Source organism: Pseudoalteromonas sp. SR41-8, from assembly GCF_014163915.1.
Classification (GTDB): Bacteria; Pseudomonadota; Gammaproteobacteria; order Enterobacterales; family Alteromonadaceae; genus Pseudoalteromonas; species Pseudoalteromonas rhizosphaerae.
In genome coordinates this window covers 58,097-78,006 of sequence record NZ_JACJEE010000021.1, presented here as the reverse complement: position 1 = coordinate 78,006, position 19,910 = coordinate 58,097, and the positions used below count along the sequence as shown (strand labels likewise).

General features: G+C 39.9%; 19 protein-coding genes. 13 read left to right on the top strand and 6 right to left on the bottom strand.

Annotation, left to right across the window (positions count from 1 at the left end):
* The first annotated feature begins 39 nt into the window (after positions 1–39).
* The 4 genes from H5162_RS14470 (at position 40) to H5162_RS14455 (ending at position 3,461) form a co-directional block, all read left to right on the top strand.
* Positions 40–1,035 (top strand): fatty acid desaturase, encoded by a 996-nt coding sequence (locus H5162_RS14470; protein ID WP_145241236.1) that lies wholly within the window; start codon positions 40–42, stop codon positions 1,033–1,035.
* An 83-nt stretch (positions 1,036–1,118) separates the two neighbouring features.
* Positions 1,119–1,496: a VOC family protein gene (locus H5162_RS14465; RefSeq protein WP_182731807.1), complete on the top strand. Its 378-nt coding sequence runs from the start codon at positions 1,119–1,121 to the stop codon at positions 1,494–1,496.
* A gap of 50 nt (positions 1,497–1,546) precedes the next feature.
* Positions 1,547–1,795 (top strand): TIGR03643 family protein, encoded by a 249-nt coding sequence (locus H5162_RS14460; protein ID WP_145241233.1) that lies wholly within the window; start codon positions 1,547–1,549, stop codon positions 1,793–1,795.
* Between the two features lie 526 nt (positions 1,796–2,321).
* Positions 2,322–3,461 carry a Na/Pi symporter gene (locus tag H5162_RS14455; protein ID WP_182734601.1) on the top strand — a complete coding sequence of 380 codons (1,140 nt, stop codon included), beginning with the start codon at positions 2,322–2,324 and terminating at the stop codon, positions 3,459–3,461.
* An 85-nt stretch (positions 3,462–3,546) separates the two neighbouring features.
* Here the strand turns inward: H5162_RS14455 and H5162_RS14450 are convergent, their stop codons facing one another.
* Positions 3,547–4,743 (bottom strand): MFS transporter, encoded by a 1,197-nt coding sequence (locus H5162_RS14450; RefSeq protein WP_259398252.1) that lies wholly within the window; start codon positions 4,741–4,743, stop codon positions 3,547–3,549.
* Between the two features lie 212 nt (positions 4,744–4,955).
* Between H5162_RS14450 and H5162_RS14445 the strand changes: the two genes are divergently transcribed.
* The 5 genes from H5162_RS14445 to H5162_RS14425 all read left to right on the top strand — a co-directional run bounded on the left by H5162_RS14445 (position 4,956) and on the right by H5162_RS14425 (position 9,650).
* Entirely contained in the window at positions 4,956–6,698 is a 1,743-nt protein-coding gene (locus H5162_RS14445; RefSeq protein ID WP_182778846.1) for a VWA domain-containing protein, read from the top strand.
* Positions 6,699–6,878: 180 nt separating this feature from the next.
* The gene (locus tag H5162_RS14440) at positions 6,879–7,460 is read left to right on the top strand and encodes a sigma-70 family RNA polymerase sigma factor (RefSeq protein ID WP_145241223.1); all 582 of its coding nucleotides are present in this window, start codon (positions 6,879–6,881) and stop codon (positions 7,458–7,460) included.
* Positions 7,450–8,079 carry a hypothetical protein gene (locus H5162_RS14435; protein WP_182778844.1) on the top strand — a complete coding sequence of 210 codons (630 nt, stop codon included), beginning with the start codon at positions 7,450–7,452 and terminating at the stop codon, positions 8,077–8,079. Before H5162_RS14440 ends, H5162_RS14435 begins: the two co-directional genes overlap by 11 nt.
* Before the next feature lie 87 nt (positions 8,080–8,166).
* Complete coding sequence (locus H5162_RS14430) at positions 8,167–8,430, top strand: helix-turn-helix domain-containing protein (RefSeq protein ID WP_182731812.1); 264 nt, start codon at positions 8,167–8,169, stop codon at positions 8,428–8,430.
* A gap of 2 nt (positions 8,431–8,432) precedes the next feature.
* Entirely contained in the window at positions 8,433–9,650 is a 1,218-nt protein-coding gene (locus tag H5162_RS14425) for a type II toxin-antitoxin system HipA family toxin (protein WP_182778842.1), read from the top strand.
* Positions 9,651–9,675: 25 nt separating this feature from the next.
* On the opposite strand, the gene H5162_RS14420 is transcribed toward H5162_RS14425, so the two are convergent.
* The 3 genes from H5162_RS14420 to H5162_RS14410 all read right to left on the bottom strand — a co-directional run bounded on the left by H5162_RS14420 (position 9,676) and on the right by H5162_RS14410 (position 14,303).
* Positions 9,676–11,730: a TonB-dependent receptor gene (locus H5162_RS14420; protein ID WP_182759598.1), complete on the bottom strand. Its 2,055-nt coding sequence runs from the start codon at positions 11,728–11,730 to the stop codon at positions 9,676–9,678.
* Positions 11,731–11,795: 65 nt separating this feature from the next.
* Entirely contained in the window at positions 11,796–12,653 is an 858-nt protein-coding gene (gene rhlP, locus H5162_RS14415) for a rhombotarget lipoprotein (protein ID WP_182778840.1), read from the bottom strand.
* 69 nt (positions 12,654–12,722) lie between these two features.
* Positions 12,723–14,303: an ATP-binding cassette domain-containing protein gene (locus tag H5162_RS14410; protein ID WP_182778838.1), complete on the bottom strand. Its 1,581-nt coding sequence runs from the start codon at positions 14,301–14,303 to the stop codon at positions 12,723–12,725.
* 382 nt (positions 14,304–14,685) lie between these two features.
* Here H5162_RS14410 and H5162_RS14405 point away from each other — a divergent pair, with 382 nt between their 5' ends.
* From H5162_RS14405 to H5162_RS14395, 3 genes are all read left to right on the top strand, one after another.
* Positions 14,686–15,105: a hypothetical protein gene (locus H5162_RS14405; protein ID WP_145241209.1), complete on the top strand. Its 420-nt coding sequence runs from the start codon at positions 14,686–14,688 to the stop codon at positions 15,103–15,105.
* Between the two features lie 102 nt (positions 15,106–15,207).
* On the top strand, positions 15,208–15,540 hold the full coding sequence (locus H5162_RS14400) for a hypothetical protein (protein ID WP_145241208.1): 333 nt from the start codon (positions 15,208–15,210) through the stop codon (positions 15,538–15,540).
* Positions 15,541–15,554: 14 nt separating this feature from the next.
* Positions 15,555–16,643, top strand: coding sequence for an endonuclease/exonuclease/phosphatase family protein (locus H5162_RS14395; RefSeq protein ID WP_145241206.1), 1,089 nt, complete (start codon positions 15,555–15,557; stop codon positions 16,641–16,643).
* Positions 16,644–16,731: 88 nt separating this feature from the next.
* Here H5162_RS14395 and H5162_RS14390 read toward each other — a convergent pair whose 3' ends face one another.
* The gene (locus H5162_RS14390; RefSeq protein ID WP_182759653.1) at positions 16,732–18,108 is read right to left on the bottom strand and encodes an NAD-dependent succinate-semialdehyde dehydrogenase; all 1,377 of its coding nucleotides are present in this window, start codon (positions 18,106–18,108) and stop codon (positions 16,732–16,734) included.
* 199 nt (positions 18,109–18,307) lie between these two features.
* On the opposite strand from H5162_RS14390, the gene H5162_RS14385 reads away from it, so the two are divergent.
* Positions 18,308–19,339, top strand: coding sequence for a nitronate monooxygenase family protein (locus H5162_RS14385; RefSeq protein ID WP_182778836.1), 1,032 nt, complete (start codon positions 18,308–18,310; stop codon positions 19,337–19,339).
* Between the two features lie 47 nt (positions 19,340–19,386).
* On the opposite strand, the gene H5162_RS14380 is transcribed toward H5162_RS14385, so the two are convergent.
* Positions 19,387–19,908, bottom strand: coding sequence for an NUDIX hydrolase (locus H5162_RS14380; protein WP_182778834.1), 522 nt, complete (start codon positions 19,906–19,908; stop codon positions 19,387–19,389).
* Positions 19,909–19,910: the final 2 nt, after the last annotated feature.

The window sequence follows — 19,910 nt, the reverse complement described above, 5'->3', positions numbered from 1 at the left end:
GGGTATCATTTGCGCAACTTTGATTATCAGTTGCTATTTATGACCACGTTAAGTGCTAAGGAAAATATTCAAGCCATTGTTAAGGCGATTAAAGCTGAAGAAGCTAAGCTTCGTCAAAAGCACCCGTTATTAGCCCATCAAAATACTATCGGGATGGCTATTTTATTATTATCACTCAGTGCGTTAATTGGGGTTGGTGCACTTTATTACTTCGCTATTATCCCTGCGTGGCTATGTATTATTTTAGCAGCCATTGCAGCGTCAATTTCCCACGAGCTTGAACACGACCTGATCCATAAACAGTACTTTAGTAACCAGCCTTTTCTACATAACTTTATGATGCTAACAGTGTGGCTAATGCGCCCAAATACTATTAGCCCATGGTATCGCCGTAAAATGCATTTACATCATCATAAAGTGTCGGGTACTGAGCAAGACTTAGAAGAGCGCTTAGTGGGTAATGGCATTAAAAAGCCATTGTTACGGGCGTTGGTAATTGTTGATGGCTTACTCGGCTTGTTAATTAACGCTAAACGTTTTAGTAAAGAAATCAAAGGGTTTAGCTTTTTTAAGGTATTTAACGCAGGGTTTCCGGTTACCACAGCGTACTTTGCTATTTTATACAGCGTAATTGTGTTCCATTTAGTTGATTTATTTACCCCACTTGCGGCTAATTCGCCGGCGTTGTTGCTGGACACTATGGCGGTGTTTGAGTTTTTAATGGTGGTGTTGATTGTGCCTAATATTGTGCGTTCAAGCTCATTAAATTTTGTGACTTCATCAATGCATTACTATGGCGGCGTTAATAACATGCTGGAGCAAACGCATGTTATAACGAGTCGCTTGTTTGCACCGTTTAACTTGTTTTGTTTTAACTTTGGCCATACCCATACAATTCATCATTTTGTGCCGAATCAACCGTTTTATTTACGCCAAATGATCAGCAAGAAAGTGCTTGAGGTAATGAAAAAACACGGTGTTCGCTTTAACGATTTTGCTAGCATCAAACAAGCAAATCGCTATCAAGCTTCTTAATATCAAGATACCAATTACTAATTGACCTCAAGTTAAGTTAAGGTTTTAAAGTCGTTATCTAACTCAATATTTAGGTAACGACTATGAACCTTAATCAAATCACTTTACCTGTCTCTGACATCGAAAAAGCAAATCAATTTTACCTGGCCATGGGCTTTACACAAATTGTAAAAATGGATCATTATTCACGCTTTGAGTGCCCTAATAAAGCTACATTTTCTTTATTATTAACCGATGATGTGTTTAGTAATGGCGCGGTTATATATTTTGAAAGCGCAGAACTAGAAAAGTGGGTCGCGTCACTAAAAGCTAAGGGCTTTGAGTTTGAATCAGCGATCACCGAGCAGCGTTATTTATGGCGAGAAGCGGTGTTAAAAGACCCATCAGGCAATAAAATTAAACTTTATTGGGCGGGGTGTAATCGGCTGAATCCACCATGGCGAGTTGAAATTACAGATTGATCGTATTCTTGCTATGTCGGGTATAAAGATATTTTGTAGAAGAGTCTGTTATGTTTGATAGTAGCCAAGTGTCTAGAATTATCGAGATGGCGTGGGAAGATCGCACGCCATTTGAAGCCATTGAAAACCTTTATGGTTTAAATCATTCCCAGTTAGTTAGTTTTATGCGCGACAATATCTCATCGGGTTCGTTTAAAGTCTGGCGCAAGCGCCATGCTGGCCGTACAACAAAACATTTAAAATTACGCAATCCCGCTATTATGCGCAGCCACTGTAAAACCCAGTATAAAAACCGTTAGTACTTTTCTTATGCCATTATTTAGCATCAAAAGATGCTAAATACTTACTCTCATTAAAGGGATCAAGTACTTTGCCTGCTATTTTATTAAAGGCAATGCTTTAAGATTAGTTTGTGTGGTTGAGTGAAGTTTAACCTAACAGTCAATAAGGTAAAATGTACGATTGCTTTATGAGCTAGTTGTCTTATGTGTCATATTACAATTTTTAAAATTAGTTATTAATTTTTCCATCATTTTAAAAGAGTATTTAAGTGTTTAATTAACAGTAGACAGTAGCTCTTTTGGCTGCTCTGTAAATCAATGTAAAGGGTTGCTCTATATTTAAGCTTTTGAATATATTGTTTATTTTTGTTTTTTAAAAAACTAGCGCGAAATGTAAGTTAATTTTATTTCGTAATTTAACCAATTTCGAACACGCGTTAATTTGAGTGAAATATTTCTGTAATATTCGGATGTTCTAATGTGCTTTGAAACAAAAACGTCATCAAAATGCCACAATCGGCAAGACAAAAATTGAGATTTAAACATGAGTGAATCAAAGCAGAGCACGCTATTAATTAAAACACTTAACTGGGCTGCCATTGCCTTTTTAGTTTATTTAGTGTTGGTTGCCGTGGGCACTGTCAGTGGTGGTTTCAAGCTAGCGTCCGGTGGTACCGAGGGCGCACAAGAAATTTTTGCGTTTGCAACAAATCCGTTTATTGCTTTACTACTGGGGGCTTTAGCAACCGCTTTAGTACAATCATCTTCTACGGTAACGTCAGTAATTGTTGGGCTTGTTGCTGGTGGTCTGCCTTTAAGTATTGCTATCCCTATGGTGATGGGGGCAAATATTGGCACAACTATTACAAATACGTTGGTATCTATTGGCCATATTCGCTCAAAAGAAGAGTTTCAGCGTGCATTCGCAGCCTCTACGGTTCATGACTTTTTTAACTTATTTGCTGTAGCGATATTTTTACCGCTTGAAATCATGTTTGGTTTACTACAGAAACTCTCCGCCATGTTGTCGCACTTATTTGTAGGTGATGCTGACTTATCATTAAATAGCTACAACTTTATTAAGCCATTGGTTAAGCCTGTGGTAGGTGTAATCAAAGATGCATTTAGCTTTTTAGATACAAAAATGTTGGGGGCAGCGATGGTTATTGCCGGTATTTGCTTAATTTTATTCGCTGTAACAACACTTGGTAAGCTCCTTAAAAAGGCACTTGTTGGTAAGGCGAAAGACATACTGCACGGTGCAATAGGCCGTGGTCCGGTGGCTGGTATTACATCTGGTGCCGCTGTAACGATTATGGTGCAATCGTCGTCAACAACAACAAGTTTAATGATTCCGCTTGCAGGTAGTGGTGTATTTACAACGCGCCAAATTTACCCATTCACATTAGGTGCTAATATTGGTACAACTATAACTGCATTATTAGCAGCAACTTCTATCACTGGGCCTATGGCTGAAGTAGCGCTAACAATCGCGCTAGTACATGTAATGTTTAATGTGTTTGCTGTGGCACTTATATATGGCATTCCGGTCTTACGCGAAATCCCAATTAAATTGGCTGAAAAGCTGGCTGAAATTGGTACGAAGAATAAATCGGCTGCATTGGGTTATGTGTTGGGGTCGTTCTTTGTTCTACCTGGTCTAATTGTTTTAGCCGTTCGCTAATACATTATATAGAGTTAAAAAATGCGCTATGTGGTTACCCATATAGCGCATTTTTAATTTTATCTTTGCTCATTATTTAATTGGTTTAATGAGCACTTCTCATAGTGATATTACGCCCACCTAGATAACCAAATACAGCACATAAAGCGCTGGCGAAGGCACATAACCATAAGGTGGTTGTCCAATTGCCAAAGTAGCTATGTAATGAGCCTGCGATAATAGGCCCAGAGGCTGCAAGCAAATAACCCAAACACTGTGCCATGCCTGAAAGTGATGTAGCCTGACGGGTGTCATGGGTACGTAAGCTAATAAACGATAACCCTAGAATAAAACATGCTCCTGAACAAAATCCTAAGGTAATAGCCCACATTGCTGCAACCTCAGGGATAAACAGTAATCCTAATGAGCAAAATGCGGCTACCAGCGCTAATAAGCTAGTTAATATGCGTTGATCTTTAAGCTTGGCAAGTAGCGGTATTAAGATGATGCCAGGGGTTGCTGAGGCTACCTGAAATGCGCCTTGCAAAGCTCCCGCGTGTTGTGCTGTATGACCTGCTTCAATCAAAATGCTCGGCAACCAACTAATCATAATATAGGTAAAAAATGAATTTAACCCCAGCAATAAGGTAATTTGCCACGCAAGCGCCTCGTGCCATACTTTGTTGGTGTTGACACTCGCCAGTAGATCTTTTGTTGGCTTAGTATGAAGTTTTAACTGTGGTAGCCAAATAACAATACTCACTAGGGTAAGTAAGCCATAACAAGCAAGGGCTAATTGCCAGCCGATACTTTTATATTCAGCCAGCGGAATAATAAGCGCGGCATAACTACCACCAAAAATTCCCATTGCTAGTACGTAAGTAGAGGTCATCACTGCAACTTTATGTGGGAAGTCGCGTTTAATTAAACTCGGTAACAGTACGTTACCAATTGCGATACCGATGCCAATGACTGCTGTGCCTAAGTAAAGCATTGGCATAGAGTCAATCAGTCGTGAAGCCAGGCCCAAACCAATCAGAATAAGCGCAATAAACAATGATATTTCTAGCCCTTGTTTTTTAGCAAGACTTGCCGCCATCGGGCTGGCTAAAGCAAAGGCAATTAACGGCAGTGTTGTAAGCATACCGGCTTGCGAAGGGCTTAAGTTAAAGGTCAAAATTATTTGCTCAAGCACAGGAGCAAGCCCTGTAACGGGGGCGCGTAAGTTAGCGGCAATAAAAATAATGCCTAAAATTAAAATCGCAGTGGAAAATAAAGTCCGTTTAATTGGAGTTGAATACAAAACTAAAGTCACCAAGTAGATGGCAGGTAGCGTAATTATACCCCAACGCAACTGACGTTGATATTAAATTGCCAGCTGATTACTCTTTAAATTTGAATAACTTATTCTTAACAATTCCTTGTTCAGCAGGGTATTTTAAAAATAATTAACCCTACTTTTTAAAGTCATCCGTTAATAGGTTTAGTAATCCTAATTAATAACAAGGTGAGTTTATGAACCACACTACATGTTACCACTATGGTAAAAACAATTTGCGTTTGACGCTATTAAGTATCGCGGTTTTGGCTGGTTTAGCTGGCTGTGATCACACATCACGTAGCTCTGTTAAAGAGCAAGAGCAACAAACAGATGCGATCGAAGTAACGCAAACTGAAGTAGATAGTCAACAGGGGCTTGAGCAGCAAGTTCAGCTGCAAAAACGACAACGATTGCACCCGGTAAGCTACGCAGTAAGCCCTCAAGGTTTAACGCATGCAAGTGTTATGTTAATGCCGCAAATGCCACAACCAATGCCTATTGATGATGTGGTATTTACTACTGAACAAGAACGTGAAAACTATTTGAAATCCCAGCAAAACCCAGTAAAACAAGTTGGTACTGAACCGGTTTCAACCTTTTCAATTGATGTTGATACGGGCAGTTACAGCAATACTCGGCGTATGCTCAATATGGGGAAATTACCACCTAATGACGCAGTGCGTGAAGAAGCTTTTATTAATTATTTTGACTACGATTACAGTGCGCCCAATAGCATAGCTACACCTTTTAATGTTCATACCGAGATGGCAACAGCTCCTTGGAATGAGCATCGGCAACTGTTAAAAATTGGCATTAAAGGTTTTGAGATTGAAAAAGCCGATTTAAAGGCAGCGAATTTAGTGTTTTTACTGGATGTATCTGGCTCTATGAATGCACCAAATAAGTTACCCTTATTAAAAACCAGTTTAACCATGTTAACTAAACAATTAGATGAAAATGATTCAGTTGCCATTGTCGTGTATGCCGGTGCCGCAGGCGTGGTTTTGCCAGCAACGAAAGGCAATGATCAACAAACTATCAGCGCCGCGTTAGATAAACTGGCAGCAGGCGGCTCAACTAATGGCGAGCAAGGTATTGAACTGGCTTATCAAATTGCGGCCGAAAATTTTAAAAAAGGAGGTATTAATCGGGTGATTTTAGCCACTGATGGCGACTTTAATGTGGGCACCCAATCAATCGATAAACTCAAAGAGCTGGTGGCATCTAAGCGCAAGACGGGGATTGCCTTAACTACTTTGGGATTTGGCCAAGGTAATTATAATGATGGCCTAATGGAGCAACTGGCAAATATAGGTAACGGCCAGCATGCTTACATAGATAACATAAACGAAGCACGCAAAGTACTGGTCGATGAACTCAGCAGTACCATGCAAATTATTGCCAAAGACGTAAAAATTCAAGTGGAATTCAATCCACAGCAGGTGGCTGAATATCGTTTAATTGGTTATCAAAATCGCGTACTCGCTAATGAAGATTTTAATAACGATAAGGTCGATGCCGCAGAGTTAGGGGCAGGGCATAGCGTGACTGCGCTGTATGAAATAACCTTAGCCAACTCAGATCATAAACAAATTTATGAGCTGCGTTACCAATCTAAAGAAGACAAAAAACTGGCTACCAGCAATGAACTCGCCTTTGTAAAAGTGCGTTATAAACAGCCTGACGCTGAGCAAAGTAAGTTGATCACTCAAGCTGTTGCAACACCTAAAGGTGAGCTGCCTTTATCGCAAGCCAGCCAAGACTTTAAATTTGCCGCCGCAGTGGCTGGTTTTGCGCAGTTATTAAAAGGTGCAAAATATATCGGAGACTGGCAGTATGAAGATTGCGCTAAATTGGCAACCGCTAACAAAGGCATAGACACATTTGGCTATCGTAGTGAGTTTGTGCAACTCGTTAATAATGCTGCGGCACTGTGATACCAATCAACTTAAATATTTAGTCATTCTAGCGCGCTAAATAAAGCGCTAACTGTGTTATAAATTTCTCAAATAGAACAACTATATGTCAAAGTTTATGCCTTGTTATCACTCTATTTATATGTCGCTATAAATGACTAATAACTTAACACGATTGGTATGATTTAAGTAAAGGATGTTATGACAGAACTAGCTGATGAGCAATTAATGTTGAGTTATGGACAAGGTGATGTACAGGCTTTTACCCAGCTGTACCTACGCCATAAAAATAGCTTATATCGTTATTTTTTACGCCAGTGCGCAAACCCGCAAGTGGCTGAAGAGCTTTATCAAGAAGTCTGGAATAAGCTGATAAAAGCGCGCTCACAGTATCAAGTGAGCGCTAAGTTTACCACTTGGTTGTATCGTATTGCGCACAATGAATTGATTGATCATTACCGCCGCACTGGTACGCAAAACAAATGGCTAGACGGTGATAATCAAGACATTGAAATTGCCGAATTTGCTGATCATAACAGTCGACCAGATGCTGAAAAGCTCGAGCAGGCTCAGCAAGCAGCGCAGTTAAAAGTGTGCCTAGCACAATTGCCACGTGAGCAAAAAGAGGCGTTTTTACTTAAACACGAAGCTGATTTTACCCTCAAAGAAATTGCCGAACTAGCGGTAGAAACAACTGAAAATATCAAAAGCCGCATCCGTTACGCGCTAGCCAAGCTAAAGCAATGTATCAAGTATAAAATGGAGACTAACAATGAGCGATAAGTTAACCGATCATGATATTGCTTCACTTTATAAACGAGGTGCAACGGAGCAACCAAGCTTACAACTTGATGAGCAAATATTACAACATGCAGCTGAAGCCGCTAATGCTAACAAAGTAACCAATATTAATAAGCGCAAACGCTTTTACCAAACTTGGTATGGGCAATTATCTACTGCGGCATCACTGGTGTTAGTCGCGGTTTTATATATGCAAAATACTACTCAGTATCTTAAGCCGTCAGAGGCAATGAATGATCTACAAATTTTAGCCGATGAACAGACTGCTTTAGCACCTGCAGCCTCGTCTGAAATGATGCAAAACGAAGTGCTAGAACAAAAGCAGCTAGAGCAATTAAAGCAAACTCAAAGGCTTCAACGCAGTACACAATCTTACATGGCAGGACGGCAATTTGAGTCGCAAAGCATGACCGCTAAAAGCGAAGTATTATTAGAGCTTGAAATTATCACCGCAGAGGTAGCAAATAAATTTAAACGTATAGATACACTTATTGCTGATGGTGAAACAACCGCCGCTAAAGCTCAGCTTGCTGAGTTATTAGTAGCGCACCCAGAACTCAAGGTGCACTTAACTGAGCAGTATAAACAGCTATTACAGTAAAAGGTAATCTAGTTATGTTCGCTATATAGCTATATTTTTTGTTTTATACTACCATGTTCGCTATATGGCGAGTTTTTGGTGGCTGCGATGAATAGAATAGAAATAGGAAAAGCGCTTGCTCAGGCGCGAAAAGAAAAACAACTAACACAACGAGAAGTGCAAAAATTGACGAACATTAATAAAAGCACACTATCTGAAATTGAAAACGGTAAATTTACAGGATCATTGGATATCCTTGAGCGTTATACTCATTATTTAGATTATGAGCTAGCTGTAGTACCAAGAACTTTGTCTAAATCACGGTTACCTCGTTGGGATGAATTAAACGAGCTTTTTAGTGAGGATAGCTAGTGATGGCTTTTAACCTACCTGAAAAAGTACAAAAGTTGACAGTGTGTATAGATGACAAAGAGCTGGGTGTGCTAACTCATGATGCAATACACGATTATAAGCAAACGCAAAATGAGTTTAATCTATCATTAACTATGACTGAAAAAGGCATGGATGATAGTTATCGATCTGGTGCATTGCATCCTATTTTTGCGCAAAATTTGCCTGAAGGGCATAACCGTAGATACATTGCACAAAGGCTTGCTCGTTACGCCAAAGTTAACGACATGTACTTATTAGCTTTGCAAGGAAGTGATGGTATTGGCATGTTATCTTACCAAGGTGACTTTAAATTACCGCAAGTTGATAGCGTGTCACTTAACGATATTCTTACGTATTCGCATGCACAGCCTTTATTTCCGCAGTTATTAGAAAAATACTATCTCAGGAATACCTTGTCAGGAATGCAACCCAAAGTAAGTATTCCAAGTGTTGAGCGAACAGTTCATCAAAAAGATCTGATCGTAAAATCATTTGATGAAGAGTTTGAGCTGCTTACTGTTAATGAATATGTGTGCATGCAAGCAGCTAAATATTGCGGTCTAGCACCGCCAAATACGTATTTATCTGATAACCTTGAAACATTTGTGATTGAACGCTTTGATCGTGGTGAAAGTGGCACTCAGTTGCTAGGTTATGAAGACTTTACAACTTTGATGAAGCGCTCTTCAGATCCCGATGAAAAATATCGGGGAAGTTACGAAACTCTACTGAAAGCAACCTATTTGTACACGAATAATATGCTCGAAGTTGAAAAAATGTATAAGTACATTGTTTTCAGTTGTTTAATTGGTAACGGTGACGCCCATCTTAAAAATTTTGCGCTGCAGTACACGCCAGATATGAGCAATATTTTTGTTTCTCCACCTTTTGATATTACTCATACATTAATTTATCCAACCATTAATAATAAAATGGCACTTAATATTTGTAAGAGCAAAGAGTTCCCAGACTGTGAGCACTTAATTAAGCTAGCTAATCAAGGGTATATCGTAATTAGGAATGCGCAAGAGATTGTTGAATCGTTAGCTCAAGGGATTATCGAATATGTTTCGAGCTCACATGAAGCCTTGCTCTTAAGTGGTTTAAAAGAGTCGATTTTAGCTGGAGTTGATAAAGTGATGACTGCAACTTACAACTCAAAATCATATCGCCATGACAAAAAGAAAAAGTTTGAGTAATAGCAGAAATCACTTAATTCAATATTTACCAAGCGTAACTTGCTGAGAACATTATATTACGTGGTCGCCCAGGAAAATAACGGTCGCCAGTAAAGCTGGTGTAATCGGCACGCTCTGCATAGGCGGTATCAAATAGATTGTTAATGCGCGCGGTTAGTTTCAATTGTTCAGTCAGTTGCCATGCTGCGCGTAAATTTAGTAAGTCATGGCCTGCGTAACTGTGTTGGTTTTCAGGATCGGTAAAATAGTCACTGACATGATGCCACTCAATAGCAATTAAGGTGTTATTGGTGACTTGCCAGTTAGCTTGTAGGTTGGCTATATTACGCGGTGCTGTGTCTATGTCGTTACCGTTAATGTTTACTTCAGATAAAACTTGGTCATAGTCGTATGTGTGTATTGCATGGCTTGCTGCTAGGGCAAGTTGAATCGACTGAGTAAGTTGATAATCCAGCTCCAGTTCAATACCACGGTGCTGAGTTTGGCCATCATTAATGGTGAAAAAATTGCTGTCGCGAAAAATCACGTTTTGTTTATTCATCGTATACGCAGAGACTACATAGTGCAGTTGTTGATATTGCCCTTTGAGGCCCACTTCTAGATTGTCTGCTGTTTCAGATTCGAGATCAGCCACTTGTTGTTCGCGCTGTAGCTGATAAAGTTCAGCCGCTTGCGGCGCACGGTAACCGCGAGATAGGTTTGCATATAAATAATTATCAGCACTTAATTGATAACTCAAGCCAAGTTTAGGCGATGTATTGGTAAAGGTATTCTTACTACTTGGCGGGCGCGAGTAACGACAACCGCCAAATCCACATTCGCTGCCATTCTCGTCAGTGCGACCAGCCAGCATATTATTGGTGTAGTCGTAATCAAGCTGCTCAAAGCGTGCGCCTAAACTGATAGCGAGTTGCTGCCATTGCCAATCAAGGCTAATAAAAGGGGCGAGTAGGGTGCTGGTTACATCGTAATCGTAATGCTTACCTTGTGGCACAGTTGCTACTAAAAATGCTGAACCTTGAGTTGGCTCGTCTTGATATTGCAAAAAATCTGCACGGGTGTATTCGCTGTCTAGCCCTAAATTAACAGTTAATTCGTTTGAATACGCATGCTGCCAAAGTGATTGCACGCCAACGCCATTTTGGCTGTTTTCTTCAAGCGGTGTGCCCGGTAAAAAATGCTTAAAGAAGGTCATACTTTGATTGCGCACATACGGGGTAATGGTTAGCGTATCTTTTGCTGTTTGCCATTGTGTTTTTGACCAAAGCCGAAATGAGCGGGCTTTTCTAAATGCATCAGGATCAAAGTTTTGCTGGGCTATTTCATCGTTTTTATAGCTTTCAAAGCCTTCAATAAATCCGGCAGTTTTTTGATCTAAGTGGGTATAGCTCAATCCTGTTGTGACGGATAGATCATCACTTGTATAGCGATGGCGCAGATTGAGCTTTTCTTGGTCTACGCTTTCATCATCACGGTATCCGGTATCGCGAGTGATACTGGCATTGATACCAAATCCTTGATTGCCTAAATCTTTTCCGCTGCGCAGTTTGAATCGGTTGTAACCGTAAGAGCCTAAATCAACGCCGAGCAAATGTTCATCATAAGTGGTATCTGGGGTGATCACATTAATTACGCCATGCACAGCATTTGAGCCGTAAAGGGCAGAGCCTGGGCCTTTTAAAACTTCAATACGCTGCGCCATTTCGGTGTGCGCTTCAAACAATTCGTTAATATTGCAAAAGCCTGCCGCACGCAGGGGGATGCCATCTTCGGCTGTTAAAATACCGCCACAGGCGCCAGCGCCAGAAAGCACCGGAGAGCGCAGTGCGGGCAAATATTCTTGACCGTTACCATGTTGCACATTGGCACCTGCAACTTGCTTTAACACTTGCTCGATATGGGTCGGTGCGATTAAATCTAACTGTGCTTTAGTGATGCTGCTTATTACTAAAGGAAGAGGATCGGCGCGTACCTCAGCACGAGATGCTGTAGTGGTAATGCGTTCAATGTCGTTTTGCGCGGCGAAAGAATTAAAGGCTGTAGGTGTGATCAGCGCCAGAGATAATAATCGAGAAAGCATGAAAGCCCTTTATCTAAGATATTTCAAAAGGGCAGGATATAACCTTTTTTAGGAATTCTAAAGCTTTAGCGATAAACGCTTGTTAGTTTAATGTAGAGCTGTTTAGTTATTTGCTCGTGTTGTTTTAAAATTAACATAGCAGTTAGTAACATTAATAAGAAATATAAACTGCCACCACTGCTGCCGTCTTTATGATTAACATTGGCTATTTTGTCTTCTTTGACACGGGTTTTAAATGAACCAAGTTCAGCATCTAAGTTTGTGATCATGTCATCAACAGCTAAGTTAAAACTGCCTTGCGACTGCTCGTTTAAGGTTTCATCAATACCGACGGCTGTACTGCGTTGCTCTACTTTGTTAACTCCCGGAGCTCGAAACAGCATTTTTCTACTTTTCACATCGAAAACAGCTGTATCAACAAAAGTTTGTACGGTGTTTTCGTTGCCAGGAATAACGTATAACCCCACAATTGTTAAATATAAGAATGCAGCATTATTTTCGAGAGTTTGTGATACTTGGTCATATGATACCAGCGCAATAATATCAACGTCATATAATCTAGATACTTGCTCAAGAGTGGTAAATCCTTGACCTCCTTTTAAATAACTACTAGGAATAACTTCAATACGGTCAATGTAGTCATATTGCATAAACTGTTTTTTTACTTTCTCAAGCAAGGCAATTTCGTCGTTACTGCGAATGCCAGAGTCATATTGGTTAGGAATAAATGCGATACCTACAGTTGCGGGTAAGTTAAGCGTTGGTATGCTTGGTTGATGAGCCTGACGGCTTTGTTCATCAGGGTATAGAAAATCCACGAGACTACTTGAGCGAGTTTTTTGATTCGTATTTTGGCTGAGCATACTACTGCAGCCAGCTAACGAAGTAATTACAATCACCAAAACCAATTTTAGAGTTTTCATATTATTCCTTTTTATAATTAAGTGATCCGATGAGTTTGAACCTTGAACGATGAAAAAGTTCTCACTGTGCTATTTTAAGATAATGTTAGTTAGTACATTAGATTGCTTAATAAACTCCTCATCGTGGCTCACCAATATAAAGCTGCCAGTAAAATCAGCCAGATTTTGCGCAAGATGTTGCTTGTTAGCCAAGTCTAAGTGGTTATCAGGTTCATCGAGTAACAATAAATAGTCTGCGGCATTTTGCGCGGCAATTAGCATCGCTAACTGCATTTTCTCGCCGCCGCTTAATTGGCTAATTGGCCGATAAATATTCTCTCCCTTAAAGCCAATATTCGCAAGCAAATGGCGTACTGTTTGTTGTTTTAGCTGACAGTGTTTTTCTAATGCATTGCATAAAGTGTCTGTTGCTCCTAAAAAAGAGCTGTGTTGATCGATATAAAGCACTTTACTATTTAATTGAAGCGCTGTTGATACTGGTGAATTTGCCGAGTCATTAATCATCCTGAGTAATGTTGACTTACCGCTACCATTGGCTCCTTTTAGGTGTAACTTATCACCACTAAAAATTTGCAGGGTGATTGCTTTATTAGCGCTTGAAAATGGCAAAGTAAGTTTTTCAATAAATAGTAGGCGTTTATTGCTAGTCGGTTGCGTAAACTTTACTGTTTTAGCTTTACTATTTGGTAACTGCTGTTGAAGTGCTTGGCGTTTTTCGGTTAGGGCTTCGTGTTTGGCTGAGGCTAGCCGCTCAGAAGCGCCTTTACTTGCTTGGGCACTGTTTTTCTTAAAGTCTAACATCACTTTTGGTTGGCTGGTGGTGTTACGTTTTTTATTACCTTGTGCTGCTCTTTGTTGGGCTTTTTCACGATTAAGCTGGGTTTGCTGAAGGTGTTTTTGTCGCTCCTTGTCAAGGTTATTAATTTGCTTTGTAAGCGCAGTTTGTTGTCGTGTTTTTTGCTCATTAAAATGCTCATAATTCCCCGTTTCATAATGAACACCTTGGCTGCTGAGCTCAATAATAGCATCGCATTGATTAAGTAATTGGCGGTCATGACTTACTACAATTACTTGCCCTTTAAACGCATGTAATTGGTCAATTAGCCATTGCTTTGCTGATTGGTCTAAATGGTTACTTGGCTCATCTAAAATCAGTAAATCAGGCTTTGTTTGCAACGCGCAAAATAGCATTAAACGCCGCTGTTGACCGCCGCTTAAATGCTTAATTGGCTGGTTTAATGAGGTATCAATAGCAAGGGCTAAAAGTTGTTGTTTGTAATATTGCTCGCATAACCAATCATCATTGATTAGGTTAAAGTCAGCCTCATGGCAGCTTCCTTGTTCAATACGATTAAGGGCGGCTAACTTTTTATCAACTCCTAATAGTTGTGCAATTGTGGATGACGATGTTTGAAGGTGCTGCTCACTTAATTGTTGCTGTGAAATAAGCACGCGAGTACCACTAAATTCAACATGTCCCGTACTAGGTTGTTGTTGGTTTGCCAATATACTCAACAATATTGATTTACCGCTGCCATTAGCACCAATGATCGCGGTGAGCTTTTCATTTATTGAAAAACTAAGTTGTTTAAATTGAGTTTGGCCATCAGGGTGTTGATAGCTTAAATTGTGGATGTGTAATGTATGCATAATGCCTCTGGAGTGTTCAGGGCATGGCGCGCAAAGCAATTAAAATTAACTAGGTATCGTTAAGTCGATAGCAAGATATATGACGAATTTTGCGCCCACTAACCCTGTAAATTCAAAAAATAAAACGAATTTCAACAGGTGTTAGTTATTCATTAATGCGCAAACTCCAGTAAGGTAAGTGAGTTAATAATATACGAATATGTTGTGAGCTGTCAGCCAGTTTTTATTATTTATTCTCTTTAATATAGCTAACTAATTGTTTGTTAAAACACAAAACTGTAAGCACTCACTACCTTTACAAAGTTTACAATTCATTTCATCTTTCATTCAGGCTGACTTGTTAGGCTTTAGTTATTCACACAGATTATGCTAGGAAGTAGCTATGAATAAATTAATCCCTCTGTCTTTGGCTGTACTTGGTTTGAGCCTATTACCGTTTGCAGCAAATGCTAAGCACGAGCGCGAACATGATCGTTATGAACATCGCCATGAGCATCATCATGAGCATAAAAAGCACAGTAAAAAGTACCATAAAAAATATTATAAAAAACACCATAAGTCAGCAGATTATAAAAAGTTGCCGCCGGGTTTATACAAGAAAGTAGGCTACGGGCATGGCTTACCGCCGGGTTGGTATAAAAAATATCATCGCGGCGATCGCCTTGATAGAGATATTTACCGCCGTGGTCGAGTTGTTGAGCGTCATGACCGAAAGGGGATAATTTTACTGGAAGTTGATGATCAGCTAATTCATTTAGTGCATGACACTCGAGAGATTCTCTCTATTGTTACTCGTCACTAAATTTTTACCAAGTCACAACTTGATGTAGGGTTATTTAATTTACTTCATAACGAGTTCATGAATTATTGCTATTCTTTAAATGAACTAAATAGGGAGTAAAATATGAAAGCACTTCTATCTACTGCTTTGCTTGGCTTAGTACTTTGCAGCGGCGCAGCTTTTGCAAAAAATGATAACCATGACAAAGACAAAAATAAAGGTAAAGGGAGTTTACCGCCAGGATTACAAAAAAAAGTTGATAATGGTGGTCAATTGCCTCCTGGTTGGCAAAAAAAGTACCACAAAGGTGACAGATTAGATTACGATATCTATCGCCATGGTCGAGTAGTAAAACCGATAGACCGTGATGGTCGTATTACGATTGAAATAGACGATACCATCATTCATATGGTGCATGATACTCGCGAAATTTTGTCAATTTTAAGTCGTTATTAATAAAGGATTATTGAATGCTAATTGTGCTGGTAAGTATATTAAGTGTGTTATTAGTTGTGACACTTTTACCTATGTCTTTCAGCCAGCATTATTTAATTCGTAGTTGCGACTTTGTTCGTTTACAGGTTTTTTATCTTGCATTGGCTGGGTTGCTTTTAGGTGTTTATTTTGCATTAAGTGGACTATCGCCTTTGGTTGTATCGTCGCTAATCATGGCAACTGTAATTTTGCTTATTCAAGGTAAATGGATATATCCTTATACTTGGCTTGCTAAAAAAGAAGTGGCGCAAAGTCCCGCAGGCAGTGGGCATAGTATTCGTATTATGTCGGCTAATGTGTTGATGTCGAACACTCGCTACCAAGACTTAATAGATTTAGTCCATGAACACCAGCCAGATTTACTTATTACGCTTGAGTCAGATACTAAATGGCAACAGCAACTTGCAGCCATTGAAGAAGATTATCCATACAAAATATTTTGCCCGAAAGATAATCGCTACGGCATGCATTTATACAGTAAATATAAGATAAAAAAACAACAAGTATGTGAGCTTGTAGAAAACGATATTCCCTCAATTCACGTTCTATTTGAGACTGTAGAAGGTCTTGAAGTACAAGGTCATTTTATTCATCCTGCTCCTCCAAGTCCTACTGAAGAAGATACCTCTAGGCCACGAGATACCGAACTTATTTTGCTTGCTAAGGCTTTAAAGAACAACAAACGTCCAACAATTGTTGCTGGCGATTTAAATGACGTTGCTTGGTCAAGAAGTACCCGTTTATTTATGGAAATCAGTGACTTTTTAGACCCACGCAAAGGCCGAGGTTTTTTTAATACCTTTCATGCTGGGTATTTCTTTATGCGCTGGCCGCTTGACCACTTATTCCATAGCCATGGCTTTACTGTTAAACGTATAAAAAGGCTAGAAAAATATGGCTCGGATCATTTTGCTCTTTTAACTGAGTTAGTGCATAAGCCTGATAATAGTAACCAGCAACTAGATGACGACATGGATATTCAAAAGGCGGTTAATGAATTGCAAATGGAGAATACTTCTAGCCGAGAAGTGCCTACCTTTAATGATGAAGTAAGTAAAATATAGCTAATAACCGTTATTGTACACTTAACTTATTTAGTCATAAAAAAAAGGGCCAATTAAGGCCCTTTAGAGTATTTTTTATTGAGAGTTATTAGCTATTGATCATAATGGTTTTGATGTTAACAAATTCACGAATGCCAAAGCCGCCATGCTCACGACCATAACCACTGTCTTTAACACCACCAAATGGTAAGTTTGGCTGGGCCAGCCCATAACCATTTATGTTAACCATACCGGTATCAAAATGCTTTTTAGCAAGCTCAATGGCTTTCTTTTCATCTTTAGAAAAAATACCGCCGCCCAAGCCATAACGTGAGTCATTAGCGATACGCATTGCATCTCCATTATTCTTAGCTTTGATAAGTGAAGCGACCGGGCCAAATAGTTCATCGTCGTAGGCCGGCATGCCGGGAGAGAGGTTCTCAAGTAATGTGGCTGGATAGAAATAACCCGTTTGCTTAGGTATTTCGCCACCAGTCACAATAGACGCACCAGCCTCAACTGATTGCATTACTTGTTTATGAATTTTGTCTCTTAAATCCTCGCGTGCCATTGGACCAAGATCGGTGTTTTCATCCATAGGGTCGCCAACTATTAAGGCGTTAAATTGCTCTGTTATGCCTTTTTTAAACTCATCGTATAAGGCTTCTACTACCACAAAACGTTTTGCTGATACGCAGGTTTGCCCGTTATTAATCATCCGCCCTTGCACACAGGTTTTAATCGCAAGCTCTAAATCTGCATCATCAAGCACTAAATAGGCATCGTTACTGCCAAGTTCTAATACGGTTTTTTTAACGTGTTTACCAGCGTGTTCAGCTACTTTTTTACCAGTGCCATCACTGCCTGTGAATGTCACTCCACGAATTGCGCTGTGGCTTATTAGCTCGCTGGCAGTTTTGCCATCGATTAATAAGTTTTTAAACACATGGCTTGGAAAGCCTGCTTCAATAAACAATGCTTCGATTTTTTCAGCCATACCAAACACGTTACTAGCGTGTTTTAGTACAGTGGTATTGCCTGCCATGATATTAGTAACGGCATAACGTACAACTTGATATAGCGGAAAGTTCCAAGGTTGAATGCCTAATAAAACGCCTGTTGGCTGGTAGCTAATAACGGCGTGACCATTTTCCATTGGGCGTTCTTCATCAGCCAATTGAACTTGACCGTGCTCGGCGGTGTAGCGGCAAATTGCTGCGCAGAGCTTGACCTCTTGCAAACCTTGCTGATACAACTTACCCATTTCATTAGTCATAAGTGTGGCTAATGATTTTTTGTGTTGTTCAAACAGATAGGCTAGCTGGTTTAAATACTTGGCACGATCAGTGAGTGAAATATGACGCCAATCTAAGAAAGCCTCATGACTTTTATCTATCTCGGTTTTTGCTTGTGCTAAAGTAAGCAGCGTATATTCTGCAATGGGTTGTTCAGTACTTGGATTGATCGTTGTTACTGTATTAGTCATCATAATCTCCTTACGAATAGTATGTAGGGAGTGTGCAAAGCTAACACCAACTATGTATTAATTTGTTTTATATTTTTAATGTGCTGTAATTATTGGTTTTTTTATAATTTTTGATTCATTCTATTATTATTTTTAGTGATCATTTAGTTTTATGTCGGTAAAAAGTGCAGGCGACTGAAAAAGTTACAAGGAGTATGTTGTGGCGTTATCTTTTTTTAATACGCATTTAGCGCTTATTCAAGCGCCGATGGCGGGTGTGCAAGATTTTCGTTTAGCTGCTGCGGTGAGTAACGCAGGTGGTTTAGGATCATTACCCTGTGCAATGCTCTCAAAACAACAGTTAGTGAGCGAGCTTGATAAACTGACTCAAGCGACAAGTAATCCCTATAACCTTAACTTTTTTTGTCATACGGTCGGTGATTACACCAGCCAACAAAAGCAGCAATGGCATAATTTGCTAGCGCCTTATTTTGATGAGTATGGTATTGATGCTGAAAGTTTAATTGCAGGAGCTTCTCGTCAACCTATTAGTCAATCGGTTGTTGATATTATTGCCCCTTATAAACCCGCAGTGGTGAGTTTTCATTTTGGTTTACCTGAGCAAACGATTATGGCGCAAATCAAAAGCTGGGGCACTAAAGTGATTTCAACCGCTACCACTTTAGATGAAGCTATTTGGCTGAGTGAAAATGGCGCTGATGCTATTATTGCGCAGGGTTTAGAAGCAGGAGGCCATCGAGGGCATTTTTTATCAATGGATTTAAGTCTGCAGCAATCAACTGTGCAGTTAGTTCAAAACTGTGTGGCACGTCTTTCTTTGCCTATTGTTGCCGCAGGCGGTATTGCAACCGCTGATGATGTAGAGCAAATGCAAGCTTTAGGTGCAGCCGCTGTGCAAGTCGGGAGTGCTTACTTATTATGTCGCGAGGCACAAACCTCAGCGCTTCATAAGCAAGCAATTTTAAATCAGAAAACGGATAATACTGCGCTTACTACGTTATTTTCTGGTCGGGCGGCACGAGGCATTCAAAATCGTGTAATGAATGAGTTAGGCGCTTTGGCTATAGGTGTGCCTGAATTCCCTCATGCCAGTACCGCGATAACGGCACTTAGAGCAAGCGCTGAAAAAGCAGGGCGCGATGATTTTTCACCACTTTGGTGTGGCCAAAAGCATGTGCCTCGTGTTGATATGTCGGCGGTAGAGATCACTCATTTACTTATGAAAAAGTGATTGGTTTAAATGAGTCAAAGCCCTAACTTATTACTGCGTGATAGTTATCAATAATTAGTAATATGTTTGGCAATCTCTTTTAGTAAATAGGTTTCGCGCAGGATTGATAGGCCTTGTTTATCACTGGTTGCCAGCGTTCGCTCATTATGAGCAATGGCATCATGAATGTTAACCCATTTAGCAACCATGCCATTTTGTTGCTCATAATGCTCTAGTTGGGCTTGCCCTAATTGCGTATCAAGACTACAAAAATAGCAATAAGACTTTATATGGAGCACTGCAAAATCGTCTTTATACCAAGGGCGGTATTCTTCATAAAGCCCAAATTCACCGAGTACTTTGATGTTTTGTGCGCCAGTTTCTTCTTGTAGCTCGCGGATTAATCCTTGCTCTATGCTTTCACCTTCATCAATGCCGCCGCCAGGCAAGCTGAAATCTTCATAGCGGGCAGTGTACATTAATAAAATATCAGTGCCTTTTAAGGCGATAGCACGGCTCGTTAGGCGAGTAAATTGACGTGGTTCGCTGGCACTCACACTGGGATGAACGGTGCTTTTAAGTAAGCGCATCA